Origin of the sequence: Brachybacterium sp. UNK5269 (assembly GCF_049266655.1) — a bacterium.
In the GTDB taxonomy this organism is placed as follows: domain Bacteria; phylum Actinomycetota; class Actinomycetes; order Actinomycetales; family Dermabacteraceae; genus Brachybacterium.
The window spans coordinates 3,514,626-3,533,035 of the sequence record NZ_CP184883.1 but is presented as its reverse complement, the minus strand read 5'-3'; the positions used below and the strand labels follow the sequence as shown (position 1 = coordinate 3,533,035).

The 18,410-nt window shown below is 75.4% G+C and carries 20 protein-coding genes; 10 read left to right on the top strand and 10 right to left on the bottom strand.

What is annotated here, in order from left to right:
• Positions 1–2: 2 nt before the first annotated feature.
• Positions 3–569, bottom strand: coding sequence for a TIGR03086 family metal-binding protein (locus ACOJUI_RS16340; RefSeq protein ID WP_422115984.1), 567 nt, complete (start codon positions 567–569; stop codon positions 3–5).
• A 103-nt stretch (positions 570–672) separates the two neighbouring features.
• Here ACOJUI_RS16340 and ACOJUI_RS16335 point away from each other — a divergent pair, with 103 nt between their 5' ends.
• The gene (locus ACOJUI_RS16335) at positions 673–1,533 is read left to right on the top strand and encodes a helix-turn-helix domain-containing protein (protein WP_422115983.1); all 861 of its coding nucleotides are present in this window, start codon (positions 673–675) and stop codon (positions 1,531–1,533) included.
• Here ACOJUI_RS16335 and ACOJUI_RS16330 read toward each other — a convergent pair.
• Positions 1,502–2,290 (bottom strand): fructosamine kinase family protein, encoded by a 789-nt coding sequence (locus ACOJUI_RS16330; protein ID WP_422115982.1) that lies wholly within the window; start codon positions 2,288–2,290, stop codon positions 1,502–1,504. The genes ACOJUI_RS16335 and ACOJUI_RS16330 overlap by 32 nt on opposite strands.
• A 34-nt stretch (positions 2,291–2,324) precedes the next feature.
• A complete protein-coding gene (locus ACOJUI_RS16325) occupies positions 2,325–3,473 on the bottom strand; it encodes an aminoglycoside phosphotransferase family protein (protein ID WP_422115981.1) in 1,149 nt (382 codons plus the stop codon).
• A 133-nt stretch (positions 3,474–3,606) separates the two neighbouring features.
• Between ACOJUI_RS16325 and ACOJUI_RS16320 the strand changes: the two genes are divergently transcribed.
• From ACOJUI_RS16320 to ACOJUI_RS16310, 3 genes are read left to right on the top strand one after another with little or no spacing between them, the layout of a single operon-like run.
• Entirely contained in the window at positions 3,607–4,530 is a 924-nt protein-coding gene (locus ACOJUI_RS16320; RefSeq protein WP_422115980.1) for a sulfite exporter TauE/SafE family protein, read from the top strand.
• A 14-nt stretch (positions 4,531–4,544) separates the two neighbouring features.
• Positions 4,545–5,132, top strand: coding sequence for a GNAT family N-acetyltransferase (locus ACOJUI_RS16315; protein WP_422115979.1), 588 nt, complete (start codon positions 4,545–4,547; stop codon positions 5,130–5,132).
• Between the two features lie 9 nt (positions 5,133–5,141).
• Complete coding sequence (locus ACOJUI_RS16310; RefSeq protein WP_422115978.1) at positions 5,142–5,915, top strand: SDR family oxidoreductase; 774 nt, start codon at positions 5,142–5,144, stop codon at positions 5,913–5,915.
• 25 nt (positions 5,916–5,940) lie between these two features.
• On the opposite strand, the gene ACOJUI_RS16305 is transcribed toward ACOJUI_RS16310, so the two are convergent.
• Positions 5,941–6,633 (bottom strand): TetR/AcrR family transcriptional regulator, encoded by a 693-nt coding sequence (locus tag ACOJUI_RS16305; RefSeq protein ID WP_422115977.1) that lies wholly within the window; start codon positions 6,631–6,633, stop codon positions 5,941–5,943.
• 197 nt (positions 6,634–6,830) lie between these two features.
• Positions 6,831–7,826 (bottom strand): formimidoylglutamase, encoded by a 996-nt coding sequence (gene hutG, locus ACOJUI_RS16300; RefSeq protein WP_422115976.1) that lies wholly within the window; start codon positions 7,824–7,826, stop codon positions 6,831–6,833.
• Positions 7,827–7,941: 115 nt separating this feature from the next.
• Here hutG and ACOJUI_RS16295 point away from each other — a divergent pair, with 115 nt between their 5' ends.
• Entirely contained in the window at positions 7,942–8,790 is an 849-nt protein-coding gene (locus ACOJUI_RS16295) for a formate/nitrite transporter family protein (protein ID WP_422117690.1), read from the top strand.
• A 5-nt stretch (positions 8,791–8,795) separates the two neighbouring features.
• The gene (locus ACOJUI_RS16290; RefSeq protein ID WP_422115975.1) at positions 8,796–9,569 is read left to right on the top strand and encodes an IclR family transcriptional regulator; all 774 of its coding nucleotides are present in this window, start codon (positions 8,796–8,798) and stop codon (positions 9,567–9,569) included.
• Positions 9,570–9,585: 16 nt separating this feature from the next.
• On the opposite strand, the gene ACOJUI_RS16285 is transcribed toward ACOJUI_RS16290, so the two are convergent.
• From ACOJUI_RS16285 to ACOJUI_RS16275, 3 genes are read right to left on the bottom strand one after another with little or no spacing between them, the layout of a single operon-like run.
• The gene (locus tag ACOJUI_RS16285; protein WP_422115974.1) at positions 9,586–10,050 is read right to left on the bottom strand and encodes a hypothetical protein; all 465 of its coding nucleotides are present in this window, start codon (positions 10,048–10,050) and stop codon (positions 9,586–9,588) included.
• Entirely contained in the window at positions 10,043–10,465 is a 423-nt protein-coding gene (locus ACOJUI_RS16280) for an organic hydroperoxide resistance protein (RefSeq protein ID WP_422115973.1), read from the bottom strand. The genes ACOJUI_RS16285 and ACOJUI_RS16280 overlap by 8 nt, the downstream gene beginning before the upstream one ends.
• Positions 10,466–10,524: 59 nt before the next feature.
• On the bottom strand, positions 10,525–10,965 hold the full coding sequence (locus tag ACOJUI_RS16275) for a MarR family winged helix-turn-helix transcriptional regulator (RefSeq protein ID WP_422115972.1): 441 nt from the start codon (positions 10,963–10,965) through the stop codon (positions 10,525–10,527).
• A 196-nt stretch (positions 10,966–11,161) separates the two neighbouring features.
• On the opposite strand from ACOJUI_RS16275, the gene hutU reads away from it, so the two are divergent.
• A complete protein-coding gene (hutU, locus tag ACOJUI_RS16270) occupies positions 11,162–12,850 on the top strand; it encodes a urocanate hydratase (RefSeq protein WP_422115971.1) in 1,689 nt (562 codons plus the stop codon).
• Positions 12,847–14,109, top strand: coding sequence for an imidazolonepropionase (gene hutI / locus ACOJUI_RS16265; protein WP_422115970.1), 1,263 nt, complete (start codon positions 12,847–12,849; stop codon positions 14,107–14,109). The genes hutU and hutI overlap by 4 nt, the downstream gene beginning before the upstream one ends.
• Before the next feature lie 15 nt (positions 14,110–14,124).
• On the opposite strand, the gene ACOJUI_RS16260 is transcribed toward hutI, so the two are convergent.
• The gene (locus ACOJUI_RS16260; RefSeq protein ID WP_422115969.1) at positions 14,125–14,691 is read right to left on the bottom strand and encodes a hypothetical protein; all 567 of its coding nucleotides are present in this window, start codon (positions 14,689–14,691) and stop codon (positions 14,125–14,127) included.
• A gap of 80 nt (positions 14,692–14,771) precedes the next feature.
• Between ACOJUI_RS16260 and hutH the strand changes: the two genes are divergently transcribed.
• Together hutH and ACOJUI_RS16250 are read left to right on the top strand one after the other, a co-directional pair.
• Complete coding sequence (gene hutH, locus ACOJUI_RS16255) at positions 14,772–16,328, top strand: histidine ammonia-lyase (RefSeq protein WP_422115968.1); 1,557 nt, start codon at positions 14,772–14,774, stop codon at positions 16,326–16,328.
• 61 nt (positions 16,329–16,389) lie between these two features.
• Positions 16,390–17,565 (top strand): M4 family metallopeptidase, encoded by a 1,176-nt coding sequence (locus ACOJUI_RS16250; protein ID WP_422115967.1) that lies wholly within the window; start codon positions 16,390–16,392, stop codon positions 17,563–17,565.
• Between the two features lie 13 nt (positions 17,566–17,578).
• Here the strand turns inward: ACOJUI_RS16250 and ACOJUI_RS16245 are convergent, their stop codons facing one another.
• Complete coding sequence (locus tag ACOJUI_RS16245; RefSeq protein ID WP_422117689.1) at positions 17,579–18,325, bottom strand: SDR family oxidoreductase; 747 nt, start codon at positions 18,323–18,325, stop codon at positions 17,579–17,581.
• Positions 18,326–18,410: the final 85 nt, after the last annotated feature.

Here is an 18,410-nt window from a genome sequence, read left to right as displayed (position 1 = left end):
GGTCAGTTGCGCCGCCCGGTCAGGGCCAGCACCCGGGCCTGGCGATCAGCGCCCTCAGGCACCGGCACAGGGCGGGCCAAGATGCCGGGTGCGTAGGCATGCTCGCCCCAGCCGGCCACCGCGGCCTCGATGATCGCGAGCTCATGCGCGCTCAGTCGGGCCTCGCGTCCCTGTGAGCGGTCCAGGTCCCATCGGTGCACGACGAGGTCGAAACCGTAGAACTCGACCATGAGGGCGCCCACGGTGGTGGGCCCGAAGGCGCCCTCATAGGGCCGCTGCGCGATGCTCGCCTCACCGAGCAGGGCGGTCACCTCGCGCTGATGGGTCGCCCAGAGCGCGACCGGGTCACCGGGGGCGGCTTCGGCGTCGGCGGAGAGGAGCGCCTGGGCGGCGAGGAAGTCCCGTTCGGTCCCGAGGACGTGGTCGAGCACGTCGCGGGCGCTCCATCCCTCGCAGGGGCTCGGGGCCTGCCAATCGTGCACGGCCTCGACGGCGGAGGTGAACGCCGCGGAGCGCTCCTGCCAGGCGGTCAGGACATCGGTCTCGGTGGGGGAATACGTCGTCTCCATCGTGTCGCCTCCTGGGGCATGGGCGGGTCCGTCCCGCGCCGTCGACGCTACCGAGCCGCCTCGGGGCGGTCTTGTAGATTCCCGACGGGTCTACCCTCGGGGCATGGCACCGCGAGCGTCGGACGACATCGAGCGGGCGCATCTGCGCGATCCCACCGACCGCACCTTCGTGATCGCCCGTCGACATCCTCCGCCGCACCTGCGCGGGTGGATCCGCCGTTACTGGATCCCGGTCTGGGACGTGCCCGACGGGGAGGTCGCCGAGCAGCGGGTGCTGCAGTACCCGGTGTGCCTCGCCGCCATCAGCCCTGCCTACTCGCGGCTCATCGGCCCGAACCCAGGACTGTCCACGACGGTCCTGGCAGGACGCTCCTGGGCCTTCGGGACGATGTTCGCGCCGGCGGCCGGCGCCGTGCTCGCCCGGGGACCGGTGAGTGACCTCGCCGGGACCTGGTGCGACCTCGAGGACGTGCCCGCGCTCGTCGGGCTCACCGCTGCCGTGCGCGCACTGATGTCGGATCTCCCGGAGGACCGCGAGGCGCACGCCCGCTGCGCGGCGCTGATCGAGCAGCGGGCGGAGCGCCTGGGGGAACCGCAGGGGGAGGACCGGCTGGTCAATGAGCTCGTCGAGCTGGTGGAGCAGGACCAGGAGCTGCTGACGGTGAAGCAGCTGTGCGCAGTCCTCGGGATCGGCGAGCGCAGCCTGCAGCGCCTCACCGCCCGGCGCCTCGGCCTGAGCCCTCTGTGGCTGATCCGGCGGCGTCGGCTCCAGGAGGCTGCCGACGGACTGCGCGGCCCGGAGGCTCTCAGCGACCTCGCCGCGCGTCTCGGCTATGCCGACCAGGCCCACTTCGCGCGCGACTTCCGCACCTCCACCGGTCTCACCCCCGGCGCCTTCGCGAGGCGCTGGCGGGACGAGCCCGCGGTCCCGATCAGCGCCCCCGCTGCTCAGCGCGCGCGATGATCGCCGCAGCGGTCGTGACCGCCTGGTCGACGTAGGCCTCGCCGAACAGGCGCACGTGGGCGAGGAGCCCGAAGAAGAGGTGGGCGGGCAGGTCCCGCTGCCAGTCGGCGGGCAGGGGATGCTCGGCCTCGTAGCCGGCGAAGAGCTCCCTCAGGTGCGGGGCCCCGAACAGGGACAGCATCGCGAGGTCCTCGAGCCGGTGCCCGCCGTGGGCGGCCGGGTCGATGAGCACCGCGCCGTGCGCGGTCCACATCAGGTTCCCGGACCACAGGTCGCCGTGGACGCGGGAGGGCGGCTCCACGCCGCACCCGCTGATGCCGTCGAAGGCGCCGCCCGCGATCACGTCGATCGCCGCGTCGACGGTGTCGTGGCCCTCGGCCCCGAGCAGTCGGGGGAGGGTGTCGGCCAGCGGGCGCAGGCGGTCCTGCGCCCAGTAGGTCGAGAAGTCCTCACGGCGGGTGGCGGGGACGGGGAAGGGGGTCGCCGCGGGCCCGAACCAGGCCCCGTCGGCGGGCGTCCAGCCGAAGCCCGGGGCGCCGGCGTCGTGCAGTCGGGCCAGGGCGCGGCCGGCCGCGCGGGCGGCGCCGGCCGACGGGGTCACGCTCTGCAGACGCTCGAGGCGCAGCCGCTCCGGGCCCACCTCGCGCACCGCCACCACCGCGATGGCGCCCGGCTCGGCCAGCCAGCGCAGGCCCGCGGCCTCGGCGGCGACGTACCCGCCGGGGGCGCCCGGAGCGTGCTTCAGGAAGTCGTCCATGAGGCCACCGTAGGGGCAGCCGCCCGCCCGGAGCTCAGCCGTCGAGGCCGAGCTCCGCGGCGAGCGTGCCGCGCAGCACCGGCAGCACCCGCCGGTGGGTGGACCGGGTGGAGGCGCGGGAGGCGACGTGCACGAGCATCGCGGTGCGCTCGTACGCGGTCCAGGCTCGCATCCGCTCCCGCAGCGCGCCGAGGTCGCGGACCGCCTCCGGCACCTCGCCGTGCCCGCCGCGCTCGCGCACGTAGGCGCGGACGAAGGCGTCGACCTGGTCCTCGTCGAGCGGAACGTACCAGGGCCCGCCGTGCACGGCGCCGCCGATGATCGCCAGGTCGCGGGCGGGATCGTCGCCCTGCGCCCATTCGAAGTCGATGTACCGGACCTCCGGGACGTCCCCACCGTCCGCGGAGCGGTCCCACAGGATGTTGGTCGCGCAGAGGTCGCCGTGGGCGAGGACGAAGGCGTCCAGCTGCGCGATCTGCGGCTCGATCGCGGCCACCCGGTGCAGGGCGGCCTCCAGGAACGAATCCAGGGAGTGCTCGGCGATCACGCCGCCATGGTCGGCGCGCCAGGACGCGGCCTCCTCCTCGACCTCCGCGAGCAGGGACTGCGGGCCGGGGGCGACGCCCGCCCAGGGATCCGGGCCGAGCGTGACCGGACCGCGGCCCGGGGCCGGGAGCGAGTGCAGGCGGGCCAGTCGCGCGGCATGGGCCTCCAGGTGCGCGGGGGTCCAGGCGGTGGGGGCGGCCGCCGTGCCCGGCACCTCGGTGGTCACGACGTACGGGTGCCCGAGCGGGCTGACGGCGGGATCGTCCTGGAAGGCGATCGGGGCGGGCCCCACCTCGGTGGGGATCAGGGTCAGCGCGGCGATCTCGTCGGCGAGGTCCTGGTGCAGCTCCGCCGGCGCGACATGGGGGATCCGCACGATGACCGGGGCGTTCTCCTGCGGGATCACCCGCCAGGCGGCGAAGCGCTCGCCGACGCCGGCGAGGGAGACCCGCGCCGGACCGGACAGCGACGCGGGCAGCACGCTGCGGTGCAGTCCGGGCAGGCGCACGGGGGAGGCGTCATCGTCCAGGGGGAGCACCAGGGTGCCGGTGCGCCAGGCGTCCACCAGCAGCTCGCCCATGGCGGGGGACGCGGGGTCCGGCAGGGCCGCGGGCGGCTCGGGGGCGGCGGGGACCATGTCGACTCCTGGGGCGCGGGAGCATCGAGTCTACGCGGCGCGCCGCGAGCGCCGTGGCCCGGTCGGCGGTCGGCGCGAGTACCGTGGGACGGCCAGCTCGTCGTCCCCGTCCCCCACCGCGAGGAGATCGTCCATGGAGGTCGTCCTGCTCGCGATCGCGGTGGGGGTGGCGGTCGGGATCGTGGTCGGGGCGCTCGGCGCGGGAGGCGGCATCCTCGCGGTGCCCGTGCTGGTGTTCGCGCTCGGCCTGCCCGCCCACGTCGCCACCGCCTCGAGCCTGGTGATCGTGCTGATCACGGCGCTGTTCAGCCTGCCCCACCATGCCCGCCACGGGAACGTGGACTGGAGGAACGGCCTGCTGTTCGGCGGCGTCTCGGTGGTCGGGGCGGTGGCCGGCTCCCGGCTCTCCGTGCTGGTGCCGGCGCCGCTGCTGCTGACCCTCTTCGGGGCGATGCTGGCCGTCGTCGCGATCGCGATGCTGCGACGTGCCCTGCGCACCCGGCGGCAGGAGCGGGCCGAGGCCGTCACGCGCTTCTCCCCGGCCGTGGAGGACAGCGCGGAGCCGGTCGCCGTGCACGACGACCCGGTGCTGGACCAGCCCGGCCCCGACACCGTCGAGGCGGCCGACGGGATCCGCTACCACCACGGCGAGCCGGAGCTGCCCACGACCCCGCCCGCCCCCGCCGCACCGCGCCTGGCGCCGGTGCTCGGTGCGGCCACCGTCACCGGCTTCCTCACCGGGTTCTTCGGTGTCGGCGGCGGGTTCATCGTGGTGCCGATGCTGGTGATCGCCCTGGGCCTGGCGATGCGCCGCGCCTCCGGCACCAGCCTGCTGGTGATGGTGGTCGCGACCGTCGCCAGCCTGCTCGCGCGGATCGGCACCGACGTGCAGGTCGAGTGGACGCTCACCCTGATCTTCGCGGCCGGCTCCGCGGTCGGCGGGATCCTGGGCGGCCCGCTCTCGGCGCGGGCGCGGCCCTCGACGCTCACGCTGCTGTTCTCCGCCCTGCTGGGCGGGGTCGCCGCGGTGACCCTCGCCCAGACCCTGCTCGGCTGAGCCGGCCCGACCCGATGCCCGATCCCACTCCCTCGCCGGTGCGCCCCGACCAGGTGACCCTGCGCCTGCTGGCTCCCGCGGACGCCCCGGCCCTGCTCGCCCTCGAGCTGCGCAACCGCGCGCAGCTGCTGCGCGGCGCCCCGCAGCGGGAGCAGGAGTGGTTCACCGAGGCCGGTCAGCACGCCGCGATCGCCCACGCCGTCGCCGAGCGGGAGACCGGCCGCAGCCTGCCGATGGCGATCTGGCTCGAGGACGGCGGGACGGAGCAGCTGGTGGGCCGCCTGACGCTGGCCGGCATCACCCGCGGCGCCTTCGAGTCCGCCTCGCTCGGGTACTGGGTGGACCATCCGCTAACCGGCCGCGGCATCGCCACCCACGCCGTGCGCGCCGCGATCGCGGTGGCCTTCGGCGGGCTCGGCCTGCACCGGCTCCAGGCCGAGGTGCAGGTCGGCAACGACGCCTCGGTGCGGGTGCTCGAGCGGTGCGGCTTCGTCGAGTACGGGCTGGCCCCGGACTATCTGCGGCTGGGCGGGGACTGGGCCGACTGCCGGCTGTTCCAGCTGATCGACGCGCGCTGGGAGCCGCGCCCGGCGACCCTCTAGAGTGACGCGATGGACATCGCCGTCATCGGAGCCACGGGCACCCTCGGTCGACTGATCGTGGCCCGCCTCGAGCAGGCCGGTCATCACGTGCGCGCCCTCAGCCGCGGTGTCGGCGTGGACGCGCTGAGCGGGCAGGGGCTCGAGGAGGCCCTGGCCGGGGCGGACCTCGTCGTCGACACCCTGAACGTCACGACCCTGAGCGCCGACCGTGCCGTCTCGACGTTCACCCGCACCTCGCAGCGGATCTCCCGGGCGGCCGAGCGGGGCGGGGTGAGGCGGATCGTCCTGGTCTCCATCGCGGGCGCGGCCGACCCGGCCGTGCATCGGCGCTACGGCTACTACCGCGGCAAGGCCGCCCAGGAGCGCGTCTACGGCCTGCTGCGCACGCCGGTGACGACCGTGCACTCCACGCAGTGGTTCGAGCTCGCGAGCACGCTCGTCGCGATGGCGAGTCACGGGCCGGTGACGCTGCTGCCGACGATGCGGATCGCACCGGTCGCCGCCGACCGCGTCGCCGCCCTGGTGGTGCGCGAGATCGAGCGGGACGCCGCGGAGGCGGGCGAGGCCGACCGCTCGGTGGCGATCTGCGGACCGGAGGAGATGACCGGCGCCGAGCTGGTGCGCCGGATCCTGGAGCGGCGCGGTCAGCTCGCGGGACGGTCGCCGCGGATCGTGCGGGAGCTGCCGTATCTGGGGCGCGGCCTGGCCGGAGGGGGCCTGATCCCGGCGGAGGCGGAGGTGGACGAGGTGACGGTGGCCGACTGGCTCGAGGGCTCCGCCTGAGCCCCGCGGGGTCGGTCCGGCGCGGTCACCCGCGCGGGGCGGGGTGGTGCAGGAACAGCTGGGTGAGCCGGGTCAGGTCCCGCAGCGGGACGTCGTCGTGGTCGGACTGCTGCATGGCGCGCACGGTCTTCTCCCGGACGGCGTGGCTGAGGACCAGGGCCAGCAGGGCGCGGCCGGCGAAGCCGCGGTCCACGCCCTCGCGGAGCAGGCCCTGGCCGTCCAGCGAGGTGAAGCACTGCTCGAGGATGTGCTCGTGCACGCGGCGCAGCCGGGCCACGCGGAAGCGGCCGGGGTTGCTGCGGCTCACCGCGCCGGCATCGAGGCTGGCCAGCAGCTGCATCGGGTGCGAGGCGGGATTCCACAGCTCGTCCAGCGCACGGAAGAGCGCGGCGGCGTCCACGCCGATGTCGTCGACGTGGTCGAGGGCGGCCTGGGCGTGGGCCTCGAGGCGGTCGATGACCGCGCCCAGCAGCGCATCCTTCGAGGGGAAGTGGTGCAGCATCCCGGGATGGGAGATGCCGACGTGCGCCGCGATATGGCGCAGGCTCGCCCCGTCGTAGCCGTGCTCGGCGAACATCTCGGAGGCGCCGTCGAGGATCTGCTCGCGACGGGTGCTGCGGTCGCCGGTCCGGTGGCGTCCGGCGGGGGCGGCGCCGCGGTCCTCGGGGCGCTCGGTCTCCGCTGCGGCCGCGGGGAGGCGGCGAGTGGAGAAGCTCATTGTTGTCATGCTCGAGTGTCCCCCACGCAGGTCGGCCGGCCCCTTCCGGATCCTGGTGGTGGAGGAATCCGCGCAGGCCGGTATCCTGTGGTCCGTTCCGGGTCGTCCCCGGGCGGGCCGGGAACGGCCCTGGGCGCGAGGGCGCGGCCCGGGCGGGGCCCGCTCCGTTCCCTGACCACGCGGTAGGGCGCCGCCCCTCAGCGCTCGACCGCCCCGCGCACCGCCTCGTCGACGAGGCGCGCTGCGGTGCGGGCGGTGCGGTCGTCCGGATCCAGGGCGGGATTCAGCTCGACCACGTCGAGCAGGGCGAGCTTCCCGGTGGCCGCCGCGGCGCGCACCGCGGCCGCGATCAGCGGCAGCGGCACCCCGTAGGCGGCGGGCGCCGAGACCCCGGGTGCCACCGCGGCCGGCAGCACGTCCAGATCGATGCTCAGGTAGAGCACGTCCAGGTCGGCGGCGAAGGCCTTGACGAATTCGGCGATCCCCTCGGCCCCCGCGCGCAGGCACTGCTCGTCGCTCCACCAGCGCACCTCGAGCTGCCGGGCCCGGGTGAGGAGGGCGGCGGTGTTCGAGGGCTCGGCGATGCCGAGCACCGCGTAGCGCAGCGCACGGCCGGCCGCGCGCTCGGCGGCGGCCATCTGCGCGAAGGGGGTGCCGGAGCTGGGCCGCGGCTCCTCGCGCAGGTCGAAGTGGGCATCGAGGTTCAGCACCCCCCAGCGCTGCGCGGTCGCCGCGCCGAGCCGTGAGCCGAGCAGGCCGGTGTACGCGGCCCAGGCCGTCTCGTGCCCCCCGCCGAGCACCACCGTCAGGCGCGAGCCCGGCCGGTCCAGGGCCGCGGCGATCGCGGCGGCGGCCGCGGCCTGCCCGCCCTCGAGGTCCTCGCCGCGGGTCGCGCTGTCCCCGAGGTCGTGCAGCTGCACCTCGCCGCGGCCGAGCACCCCGTGCAGCGCGAGCGGGGAGAGCGCCCGGCGCAGGGCGGCCGGCCCGGCGGCGGCCCCGACGCGGCCGTGATTGCGGCGCACCCCCTCGTCGGAGCGGAAGCCCAGCAGCGCCACATGCGGGCAGTCGGCGTCGGCCGCGCCGCCGTCGGCGTCGAGGACCCGCACCGCCTGGTGCCAGCGGGCGTGCTCGGGACCGTCGCCGTCGCTTCGGCCGGCCCACACCGGCCCGGCCGCATCGCTGGGGCTCGTCATCGCCTCTCCTCGTCATCGGGGTCGCGTCGGTGCCATGATGGCACCCCGATCGGCCCCTGCCGGTCGGACCGGCGGCGAGCCCCGCGCCCGACGCACCCAGGAGAGCGAGCTGCCGATGTCCGACCGTGCGAAGCAGGCCGAGGTCGAGGAGCGCCGGCGCCTGGGAGCGAGCGACGAGCCCGTCGAGGACGCCCTGGTCCAGGAGTTCGAGAACACGGTCACCGAGGGCGCCAACCGGCTGAACCGGACCTGGCGCGCGCTGGTCATAACCGGGCTGTTCGGCGGGATCGACGTGGGCATCGGACTGCTGGCGATGCTCGCGGTGATCGACGCGACCGGTTCGAAGCTGCTGGGCGGCCTGGCCTTCGGCATCGGGCTGTACGCCCTGCGGCTGGCCCATTCGGAGCTGTTCACCGAGGACTTCCTGGTCCCGATCAACGCGGTCGTGGCCCGGCACGGCACCTGGCGGCAGCTGCTGCGGCTGTGGGTGACCACGCTGGTCACCAACCTGGCGGGCGGCTGGGCCTTCACCTGGCTGGTGGTCGCCGGCTTCCCGCGCTTCGAGGACGTGCTGGTGGAGACGGCCACCAGCTACCTCGAGGACGGGCTGACGCTGGAGACCGGCGTGCTCGCCCTGCTGGCGGGGTTCACCATCACGCTGATCACCCGCATGAGCCAGGGGTCCGACGAGGGCATCGCGACCCTCGCGAACTCGCTGATCTCGGGATTCCTGGTGGTCGGGCTCGCGATGCACCACGGCGCGCTGACCTCGGCGATCATCTTCGGGGCGATGCACGCCGGGGCCGACCTCGCCTACCTGGACTGGCTGCTCTGGTTCGCCTGGGTGATCCCGCTGAACATGATCGGCGGCCTCGTCATCCTCACCATCCCGCGCCTGGTGCGCACCTGGGAGCTGATCCGCAAGGAGCGGGCCGCCCAGGACGGCACCGCGCCGGCGGCCTGAGGTCCATGGCATCCCCGAAGGTCCCGGCCGCCGACGCGACCCTGCGTCTGCTCAGCCACCTCGCCTCCCGCCGTGCCCCGGTGGCCGCCGCGCGGATCGCCGAGGAGCTGGGCCTGCCCCGCTCGCGCACCTACGACCTGCTGGCCGCGCTGGTCGAGCACGGGTACGTGCTGCACCTCGAGCAGGAGCGGCTGTACGGGCTGGGACCGGCGGCGCACGAGCTCTCCGGCGCCTACCTGCGCCAGGAGCCGCTGGCCCGGATCGGCCGCCGCGCCATCGAGGCGATGGTCGACGAGGTGGGCGAGTCCGGGCATCTCGCGGTGCTCCACGGCCGGGACGTGCTCTACATCGTCGAGGAGCGGGCCCGCAACCGCCCCAGCCTGGTCTCCGACGTGGGGGTGCGGATCCCCGCCCACCTGACGGCGAGCGGTCGGGCGATCCTGGCCGAGCTGCCGCCGGCCCAGCTGCGCGCCCTGTACGGCCGCCGCGCCGACTTCAGCTCCCGCACCGCCGTGGCGGGCCCGGCGACCCCGCGGGAGCTGCGGGAGCTGCTGGCCGGGGTGCGCCGCGAGGGCATCGCCGTCGAGTCCGGCGAGGTGAGCGAGGAGATGGCGTCGGTCGCCGCGGTGGTGCGCGACCATGCCGGCTGGCCGGCCGCCGCCGTCGCCCTGACCTTCGTCGAGGCGCGGGTCGATCAGGCGCAGCGGGCGCGAGCGGCGGCGGCGGTGCAGGCGGCGGCCGACGAGGTCACCCGCCGCCTGCGCGGCCGCCGCGACTGAGGTGCTCCCGGTCGGGTCAGTCCCGGCGTCGGCGCCGCGGCCGGTCCCGCCAGGCGCCGGTGGACCACAGGGCCAGGGCCACCAGGCCCGGCTGGAACCAGAGCCGCACGAAGCGCTTGGTGTCCGTGTCCAGTCCGAAGCCGTCGCGGGCGTGGACCCACTGGGCGATGTTGCCGGGGAAGATGGTCACGAAGAACAGGGCCGCCGCCCAGCCGATCGGCACCCGGCGCCGCGCCAGCAGCATCAGCGCGGTGCCCAGGGTGATCTCGACGACGCCCGAGGCGACCACGGTGGTCTCCTCGCCCAGCGGCACGAACTCCGGCACCTGGGCGTTGAACTCCTCCCGGGCGAAGGTCAGGTGGCTGATCCCGGCGAAGGCGAGCATGCCGCCCAGCGCGATCCGCGCCAGGGTGCGCGGGAGCGACGTGGGCCCCTGCGGGGCGAGCAGCCGGGCCAGCGGCCCGGCGGAGCGCTCAGTCATCCGAGACCGACACGGTGACGGAGATGTTGCCGCGGGTGGCGTTGGAGTACGGGCACACCTGATGGGCGGCGTCGGCCAGCTCCTGCGCCTGCTCGGCCGGGATCCCGGGCAGGACCACCTCGAGCTCGACGGCGAGCTGGAAGCCGCCCTCGCCGTTGGAGCCGATCTGCACCCGGCCGCCGACGCTGGAGTCCTGGACCGAGACCTTGCGCTGACGCGCGACGCCCTGCAGGGCGGAGTGGAAGCAGGCGGCGTAGCCGGCGGCGAAGAGCTGCTCGGGGTTGGCGCCGTCCCCGGAGCCCCCCATCTCCTGCGGGGGCGCCATGGTGAGGTCGAGGGTGCCGTCGGCGGTGATGACGCGGCCGGTGCGGCCGGCGCCGGTGGAGAGGGCTTCGGCGGTGTACAGGGCTTCCATGGGAATCTGCCTTTCGGTGGTGGGCGCCGGGGCGCCCGGGGTGGGGTCCTGCGGTCGGGTCAGGCGGGGGCCGACGTGCTGGCCTCCATCGCGGTGGCCAGCCGGTGCAGGGCGTCGATCAGCTCGCGCGCCGCCGCCTCGTCCGGGAGGCCGGTGGCCGCGGCGATCGCGGCCGGGACGTGTCCGAGCTCGGTGCGCAGCCCGGTCGCCCGCGCGGTGGGGGCCACGGTGACGACGCGGTGGTCGGCGGAGGCGCGGGAGCGGGTGATGAGCTCCTTGTCCTCCATCCGCCGCAGCAGCGGGGAGAGCGTGCCGGAGTCCAGATGCAGCAGTTCCCCGAGCTCGCGCACGGAGCGCGGGCCCTCGGTCCACAGCAGCACCAGCACCAGGTACTGGGGGTAGGTCAGACCCCAGGGGGCGAGCAGCTCCGTGTACGCCCTGGTGGTCGCCCGGGTGGCGGCGTAGAGCGAGAAGCACACCATGTCCTCGACGATTGCCATGGGTCAAGGGTTGCACACAATCGAGTTGTACACAACCGTTTCGGCGGTGCGGTGGCGGGGGTCCGCCGACGCGGCGACCCAGCGGCGCGCCCCGCTGTCCGGTATCCCGGACACCACTGTGCGGTGCGGCCTCGACCTGCCCCGTCGTCGATGGTGTGCTGGGGATGTCCCGCCGTCCGCGACCCAGGAGCCGATGATGACCCTCCCCGGAGCCCGCCCCGTCCGCGCCCCGCGCGGCACCACGCTCAGCGCGAAGTCCTGGCAGACCGAGGCCCCGCTGCGGATGCTCATGAACAACCTCGACCCCGAGGTCGCCGAGCGCCCCGACGACCTGGTGGTCTACGGCGGCACCGGGCGCGCGGCCCGCTCCTGGGAGGCGTTCGATGCGATCGTGGCGACCCTGCGGGACCTCGAGGACGACGAGACGCTGCTGGTCCAGTCCGGCAAGCCGGTCGGGGTGCTGCGCACGCACGAGTGGGCGCCGCGCGTGCTGCTGGCCAACTCCAACCTGGTCGGCGACTGGGCCACCTGGCCCGAGTTCCGCCGGCTCGAGGCCGAGGGGCTGACGATGTACGGGCAGATGACCGCCGGCTCCTGGATCTACATCGCCACCCAGGGCATCCTCCAGGGCACCTTCGAGACCTTCGCCGCGGTCGCCGCGAAGCGCTTCGGGGGCACCCTCGCCGGCACCCTCACCCTCACCGGCGGCTGCGGCGGCATGGGCGGCGCGCAGCCGCTCGCGGTCACCCTGAGCGGCGGGGTCTGCCTGATCGCCGACGTGGACCGCAGCCGCCTCGAGCGCCGCGTCGCCAAGCGCTACCTCCACGAGATCGCCGACGACCTCGAGGACGCGATCACCCGCGCCGCCGCCGCCCGGGCCGAGCGGCGGGCCCTGTCCCTCGGCGTGGTCGGCAACGCCGCCGAGATCTTCCCCGCCCTGCTCGAGCGCCACCGCGCCGGCGACCTCCACATCGACATCGTCACCGACCAGACCAGTGCCCACGACCCCCTGAGCTACCTGCCGCTCGGGGTCGCCGTCGAGGACTGGCAGCGGGAGGCGGCCGCGGATCCCGAGGGCTTCACCACCAGGGCCAGGGCGTCCATGGCCCGCCAGGTCCGGGCCATGGTCGGGTTCCAGGACGCCGGCGCCGAGGTCTTCGACTACGGCAACTCGATCCGTGGCGAGGCCCGCCAGGCCGGGTTCGACCGCGCCTTCGCGTTCCCCGGCTTCGTGCCGGCCTATATCCGCCCGCTGTTCTGCGAGGGCAGGGGCCCGTTCCGCTGGGTGGCGCTGTCGGGCGACCCGGAGGACATCGCGGTCACCGACGCCGCGATGAAGGAGCTGTTCCCCGCCGACCAGCATCTGCACCGCTGGCTCGACGCGGCCGCGGAGCACGTCGAGTTCGAGGGCCTGCCCGCCCGGATCTGCTGGCTGGGCTACGGCGAGCGCCACCGGGCCGGGAGGCTGCTGAACGACCTGGTGCGCGAGGGGAGGGTCAGGGCCCCGATCGTCATCGGCCGCGACCACCTCGACGCCGGCTCCGTCGCCTCCCCGTACCGCGAGACCGAGGCGATGCTCGACGGCTCCGACGCGATCGCCGACTGGCCGCTGCTGAACGCGCTGACCGCGACCAGCTCGGGCGCCACCTGGGTCTCCCTGCACCACGGCGGCGGCGTCGGCATCGGCCGCTCCCTCCACGCCGGCCAGGTGGGGGTGGCCGACGGCACCGAGCTCGCGGCCCGCAAGCTCGAGCGCCTGCTGACCAACGACCCCGCGACGGGAGTGCTGCGCCATGTCGACGCCGGGTACGGCCGCGCCGCTCAGGTCGCCCATGAGCGCGGGGTGCGGGTCCCGATGACCCCGACGCGACGGGACCGGCCGTGACCAGCACCCTGCTCACCGGCATCGGCGAGCTGTGGACCCTGGACCCCGCGCTGGACGACCCCGCCCGCCCGGGCGGCGTCGCGGACGGCCAGGTCGTGAGGGACGCCGCCGTGGTCCTCGAGGACGGCGTCATCGCCTGGACCGGCCCCGCCGCGAGCGCACCGCCGGCCGATGACGCCGAGGACCTGGGCGGACGCGCCGTGCTGCCCGGCTGGGTGGACTCCCATACGCATCTGGTCTTCGACGGCGACCGCGCCGCCGAGTTCGAGGCGCGGATGGCCGGGCAGGCGTACGCCGCCGGTGGCATCGGCGTGACCACCGAGGCCACCCGCTCCGCTCCCACAGAGCGCCTGCGCACCCTGACCCGTGCCCGGATCGCGGAGGCGACCCGCGGCGGCACCACCTGCCTGGAGACCAAGACCGGCTACGGGCTCACCGTCGCGGACGAGCTGCGGGCCGCGCGGCTCGCGTCCTTGCTGATCGAGGACGGGGAGCTCGACGAGGCGACGTTCCTCGGCGCCCACCTGGTGCCCGCCGAGTTCGCGGGCGACGCCGACGGCTACGTGGACCTCGTCGCCGGCGACATGCTCGCGGCCGTCGCCCCGCACGTGCGCTGGATCGACGTGTTCTGCGAGGAGGGGGCCTTCACCCCCGAGCAGTCCGAGCGGGTGCTGCGCGCCGGCGCCGCCGTCGGCCTCGGCCTGCGGGTCCACGGCCACCAGCTGGGACGCTCCGGTGGGGTCGCGCTCGCCGCCGCGCTGGGCGCCGCGAGCGTCGACCACCTCAACCACCTCGGGGCCGCCGACGTCGAGGCGCTCGCGGCGACCGCCGTCCACCCGACCCGCGCCGCGGACACCCCGGGACGGCTCGCCGTCCAGGCGGGGCCGACGGTCGCGACCGTGCTGCCCGCCTGCGACCTCTCGACCCGCGCGCCGCTCGCCCCGGCCCGCGCCCTGCTGGACGCGGGCGCCGCCCTGGCGATCGCCAGCAACTGCAACCCCGGCACCAGCTTCACCAGCTCCATGAACTTCTGCGTCGCCACCGCCGTGCTGCAGATGCACCTCTCGCTGGCCGAGGCCGTCCGCGCCGCCACCCGCGGCGGGGCCCTCGCGCTGCGCCGCAGCGACGTCGGCCATCTCGGCGCCGGGGCCCGCGCCGATCTGCACGTGCTCGACGCCCCCGCCGCCGTCCACCTCGCCTACCGGCCCGGGATGCCCCTCACCCATGCGGTGTGGCGGGCCGGGCAGCGGGTGGTCTGAGCGATGACCGCCGCCTCAGCCCTCGGCCGCGCCCTCGCGCGCCCGCTCGTGCCCCTGCTGCTTCCAGCGCTCGAAGGGCGCGAGGTCGAACAGCCCCAGCGCCGCGGTGAACCGCGTGCCGTCGCGGCCGATCACGGTGACGGTGACCGCTCCCCGGGCACTGGTCGTGATCATCTCGACCAGGTCGGCGTAGCGGACGGTGGTGGTGCGGCCCAGGACCCCGCGGTGCACGAAGGCCGCGGGCGTCGCCTCGACGTACACGATGATCCGCACCCACAGGAAGAAGAGGCCGCCGAGCGCGATCGCGATGCCCGCGATGCTCATGCCGCGCCCGTCCTCGAGGTCCTCGGCGCTGAGCGCCGGCTCCTGCAGGAGCGTAAGGCCCAGCAGCGCGAGCAGCGACCCCACCGCGAGGAACAGCACCGCCATCGCCGCCATCCAGCGCGGCAGCAGCCGGCGGGAGGGACGCGTCCGGTGCCGGTGCGGCCGGCGCACCATGTGTCGCGTCAGCCCCGAGACGGCGAGCGCGACCAGCAGGAGCAGGGCCGCGCGCAGCACACGCTGCAGGGTGTCGACGTCCATGGCAGGACAGTAGCCGCCGCGCGGCGCCGCCCACCCGCCCGCCCGTGTCCATCCCCCTCCCCGTCCCGAGGAGCCCCCCGATGACCAGCACCACGACGACCCTCTCTGTCACCCTGTCCAGCGCCGGTCTGAGCGCCGCCGAGCTGCTGGCCGTGGCCCGCCGCGGCGCCCCCGTGCACCTCGACCCCGCGGCCCGCGAGCACGTCGCGTCCGTGCGGGGCCACATCGAGCACCTCGCCCTCGGCGCCGTCCCCGTGTACGGGGTCTCGACCGGCTTCGGGGCGCTCGCCGACACCGCGATCCCGCCGAGCCTGCGCCACGCCCTGCAGCGGTCCCTGATCCGCTCCCACGCCGCCGGCGCCGGGCCCGAGGTGGAGACGGAGGTGGTGCGCGCGCTGATGCTGCTGCGCGCCCGCACCCTCGCCTCCGGCCGCACCGGCGTGCGCCCCGTCGTGGTCGAGACGCTGCTGGCGCTGCTGAACGCGCACATCACTCCGATTGTGCACGAGTACGGCTCGCTGGGCTGCTCGGGGGACCTCGCGCCGCTGTCCCACTGCGCGCTGGTGCTGATGGGGGAGGGCCGCGCCCGCGACCGCGACGGCGCGGAACGGCCGGTGCCCGAGCTGCTGGCCGAGGCGGGGATCGCCCCGGTGCTGCTCGAGGAGAAGGAGGGGCTGGCCCTGATCAACGGCACCGACGGGATGCTCGGCATGCTGCTGATGGCGATCGCCGATCTCGACGAGCTGGTGCGGATCGCGGACCTCACCACCGCGCTGTCCGTGCAGGGGCTGCGCGGCCGGGACACCGTCTTCCGGCCCGAGCTGCACGCGCCGCTGCGGCCGCATCCGGGCCAGGCGGCGTCGGCCGCGAACATTTACGCCCTGCTGGCGGGCTCCGAGATCGTCGCCGACGTCGCCGCCGAGGGCTCCCGGGTGCAGGACGCCTACTCGCTGCGCTGCGCCCCGCAGGTCGCCGGGGGCGTGCGCGACACCATCGAGCATGCGCGCACCGTCGCCGCGCGGGAGCTGGCCTCCGCGATCGACAACCCGGTCGTGCTCGAGGACGGCACCGTCACCTCCAACGGCAACTTCCACGGCGCCCCGGTGGCCTACGTGCTCGACTTCCTGGCCGTGGTCAGCGCGGATCTCGCCTCGATCGCCGAGCGCCGCACCGACCGCATGCTCGACCGCTCGCGCTCCCACGGACTGCCGCCGTTCCTGGCGGACGATCCCGGCGTCGACTCCGGCCTGATGATCGCGCAGTACACCCAGGCCGCCCTGGTCTCGGAGATGAAGCGGCTCGCGGTGCCGGCCAGCGTCGACTCGATCCCGTCCTCCGCGATGCAGGAGGACCACGTCTCGATGGGCTGGCACGCGGCCCGCAAGCTGCGGACCAGCGTGGCGGACCTGCGCCGGGTGCTCGCCATCGAGCTGCTCACCGCGGCTCGCGCGATCGACCTGCGGGCCCCGCTGACCCCGTCGCCCGCGAGCGCCGCCGCGATCGCCGTGCTGCGGCGCACCGTCGAGGGCCCGGGGCCGGACCGCTTCCTGGCCGCGGACATCGCCGAGGCCGAGGCGCGCCTGCTGGACGGGAGCGTGCTGGCCGCGGCCGAGGACGTCGTCGGCCCGCTGTCCTGAGCGGCGCGGCGGGGCGGGCGCGGGGGTTCCGCTCGTCGGTGCCCGGGTCCATGCTGAGGCCATGAGCACCGCAGAGCGCCCCACCCCGCCCGCGCCGATGCTGCAGGGGATCATCCCCCCGCACCTGCTGCGCCAGATCGCCGCCGCCGCCGAGGACCAGCAGGCGTCCGCGGCGCAGCGGACCCTCGCCGTCGGCCGCCGGGTCGCGGGCAACCGCGAGGTGCGCGCGGCGCGCACCGGCCGGCCCGGCTTCCCCGGTCCCGGCGCCGGCCTCGTCCCCCCGCACCTGGTCCAGCACCTGGCCCCGCCGCGCCCCGCGACCGCGCCACCGGCCGCCGCTGCCCCGGTCGGCGTGCTGCGCCGCCGCGTCCACGACGCCCAGCAGGGCACCGCCCTGCCCGGCGTGCTGGCGCGCGGGGAGGGGCAGGACGCCACCGGGGACGAGGCGGTGGACGAGGCCTACGACGGGCTCGGCGCCACCTGGGAGCTGTTCCAGCAGGTCTTCGGACGGGACTCGCTGGACGATGCGGGGATGGAGCTGGTCGCGACCGTGCACTACGGCCAGGACTTCCAGAACGCCTTCTGGGACGGGGAGCAGATGATCTTCGGTGACGGGGACGGGGTGTACTTCCGCTCCTTCACCAACGCCGTCGACGTGATCGGCCACGAGCTGGCCCACGGCGTCGTCCAGTTCACCGCGGGGCTGATCTACGTCGCCCAGCCCGGGGCGCTGCACGAGTCCGTGGCCGACTGCATCGGGTCGATGGTCAAGCAGCGGGTGCTGGGCCAGAGCGCCGAGGAGGCCGACTGGCTGATCGGGGAGGGCGTGTTCACCGACGCCGTCCGCGGTGTTGCCCTGCGCTCGATGAAGGCGCCGGGCACGGCCTACGACGACCCGGTGCTGGGGACGGACCCGCAGCCCGCCTCGATGGCCGAGTACGCGGACCTGCCGCACGACGAGGAGAACGACAACGGCGGGGTGCACATCAACTCCGGGATCCCCAACCGCGCCTTCTACCTGGCCGCGACCGGGATCGGCGGCACCTCCTGGGACGGTGCGGGGCCGATCTGGTACGAGGCGCTGACCGCGTCCGGGCTCCCCAAGGACGCCGACTTCGCGGCCTTCGCGGCGGCCACGCTCGAGGTCGCGGCGCGCCGCCACGGCGCGGGGTCCCCGCAGCTCGACGCCGTCGAGGCGGCCTGGCGGACGGTCGGGGTGCTGGGCGCGGACGGCTGAGGCGGGTCCGGCGCTACAGGGCCGGGGTCGCGAAGCCGCCGTTGGAGTGGAGCAGCTGCCCGCGGATCCATCCGCCCCGCTCCGAGAGCAGGAAGCGCACGAGGTCCGCGACGGTGTCGGTGCCGCCGATCTCCCCACCCGGGGTCTGGGCCCGGCAGGCCTCGCGGACCGACTCGTCCATCCAGCCGGTGTCGATCGGTCCGGGGTTGATGACGTTGGTGCGCACCCCGCGGTCCGCGAGCTCGTGGGTCCCGGCCAGCACCAGGCGGTCCAGCGCCCCCTTGGTCGCCCCGTAGGGGAGGTTGTGCACCGTGTGGTCGCTGGTGAGGGCGATCATGGCGCCGCCGGGCGTGTCCGGGCCCGGCGGGACCTGCTGCGCGAAGGCCTTCAGCAGCAGCCAGGTGGCGCGCACGTTCACCGCGTAGTGGCGGTCGAAGCTCTCCACCGTGGTGTCCAGGATCGAGGAGTCCACCGACTCGCAGTGGCAGGTCACGAGGGCGCCGAGCGGGCCCAGCGCCGCGCGGGCGGCCTCGACCACGGCCGGCGGGACGGCGGGGTCCTCGAGGTCCCCGGGGATCAGCTCGACGCGGCGGCCGCCCGCCCGCAGCTCCGCGGCCAGCAGCTCCACGTCGGCGTCCTCGCCGAGCACCCGCCGGTCGTAGGGCGGGTGGTAGTTCAGGGCCAGGTCGAAGCCGTCGGCGGCCAGGCCCCGGGCGACGGCGGCGGCGATCCCGCGGCGGCGGCCGACGCCGGTCAGCAGGGCCGTGCGGGGTAGGGGGAGGGGGTGTGCATGGGCCGACGGTACGGGCCGCGCGCCCGCCCGGCCAGCGCTTTTGCGGCAGCGG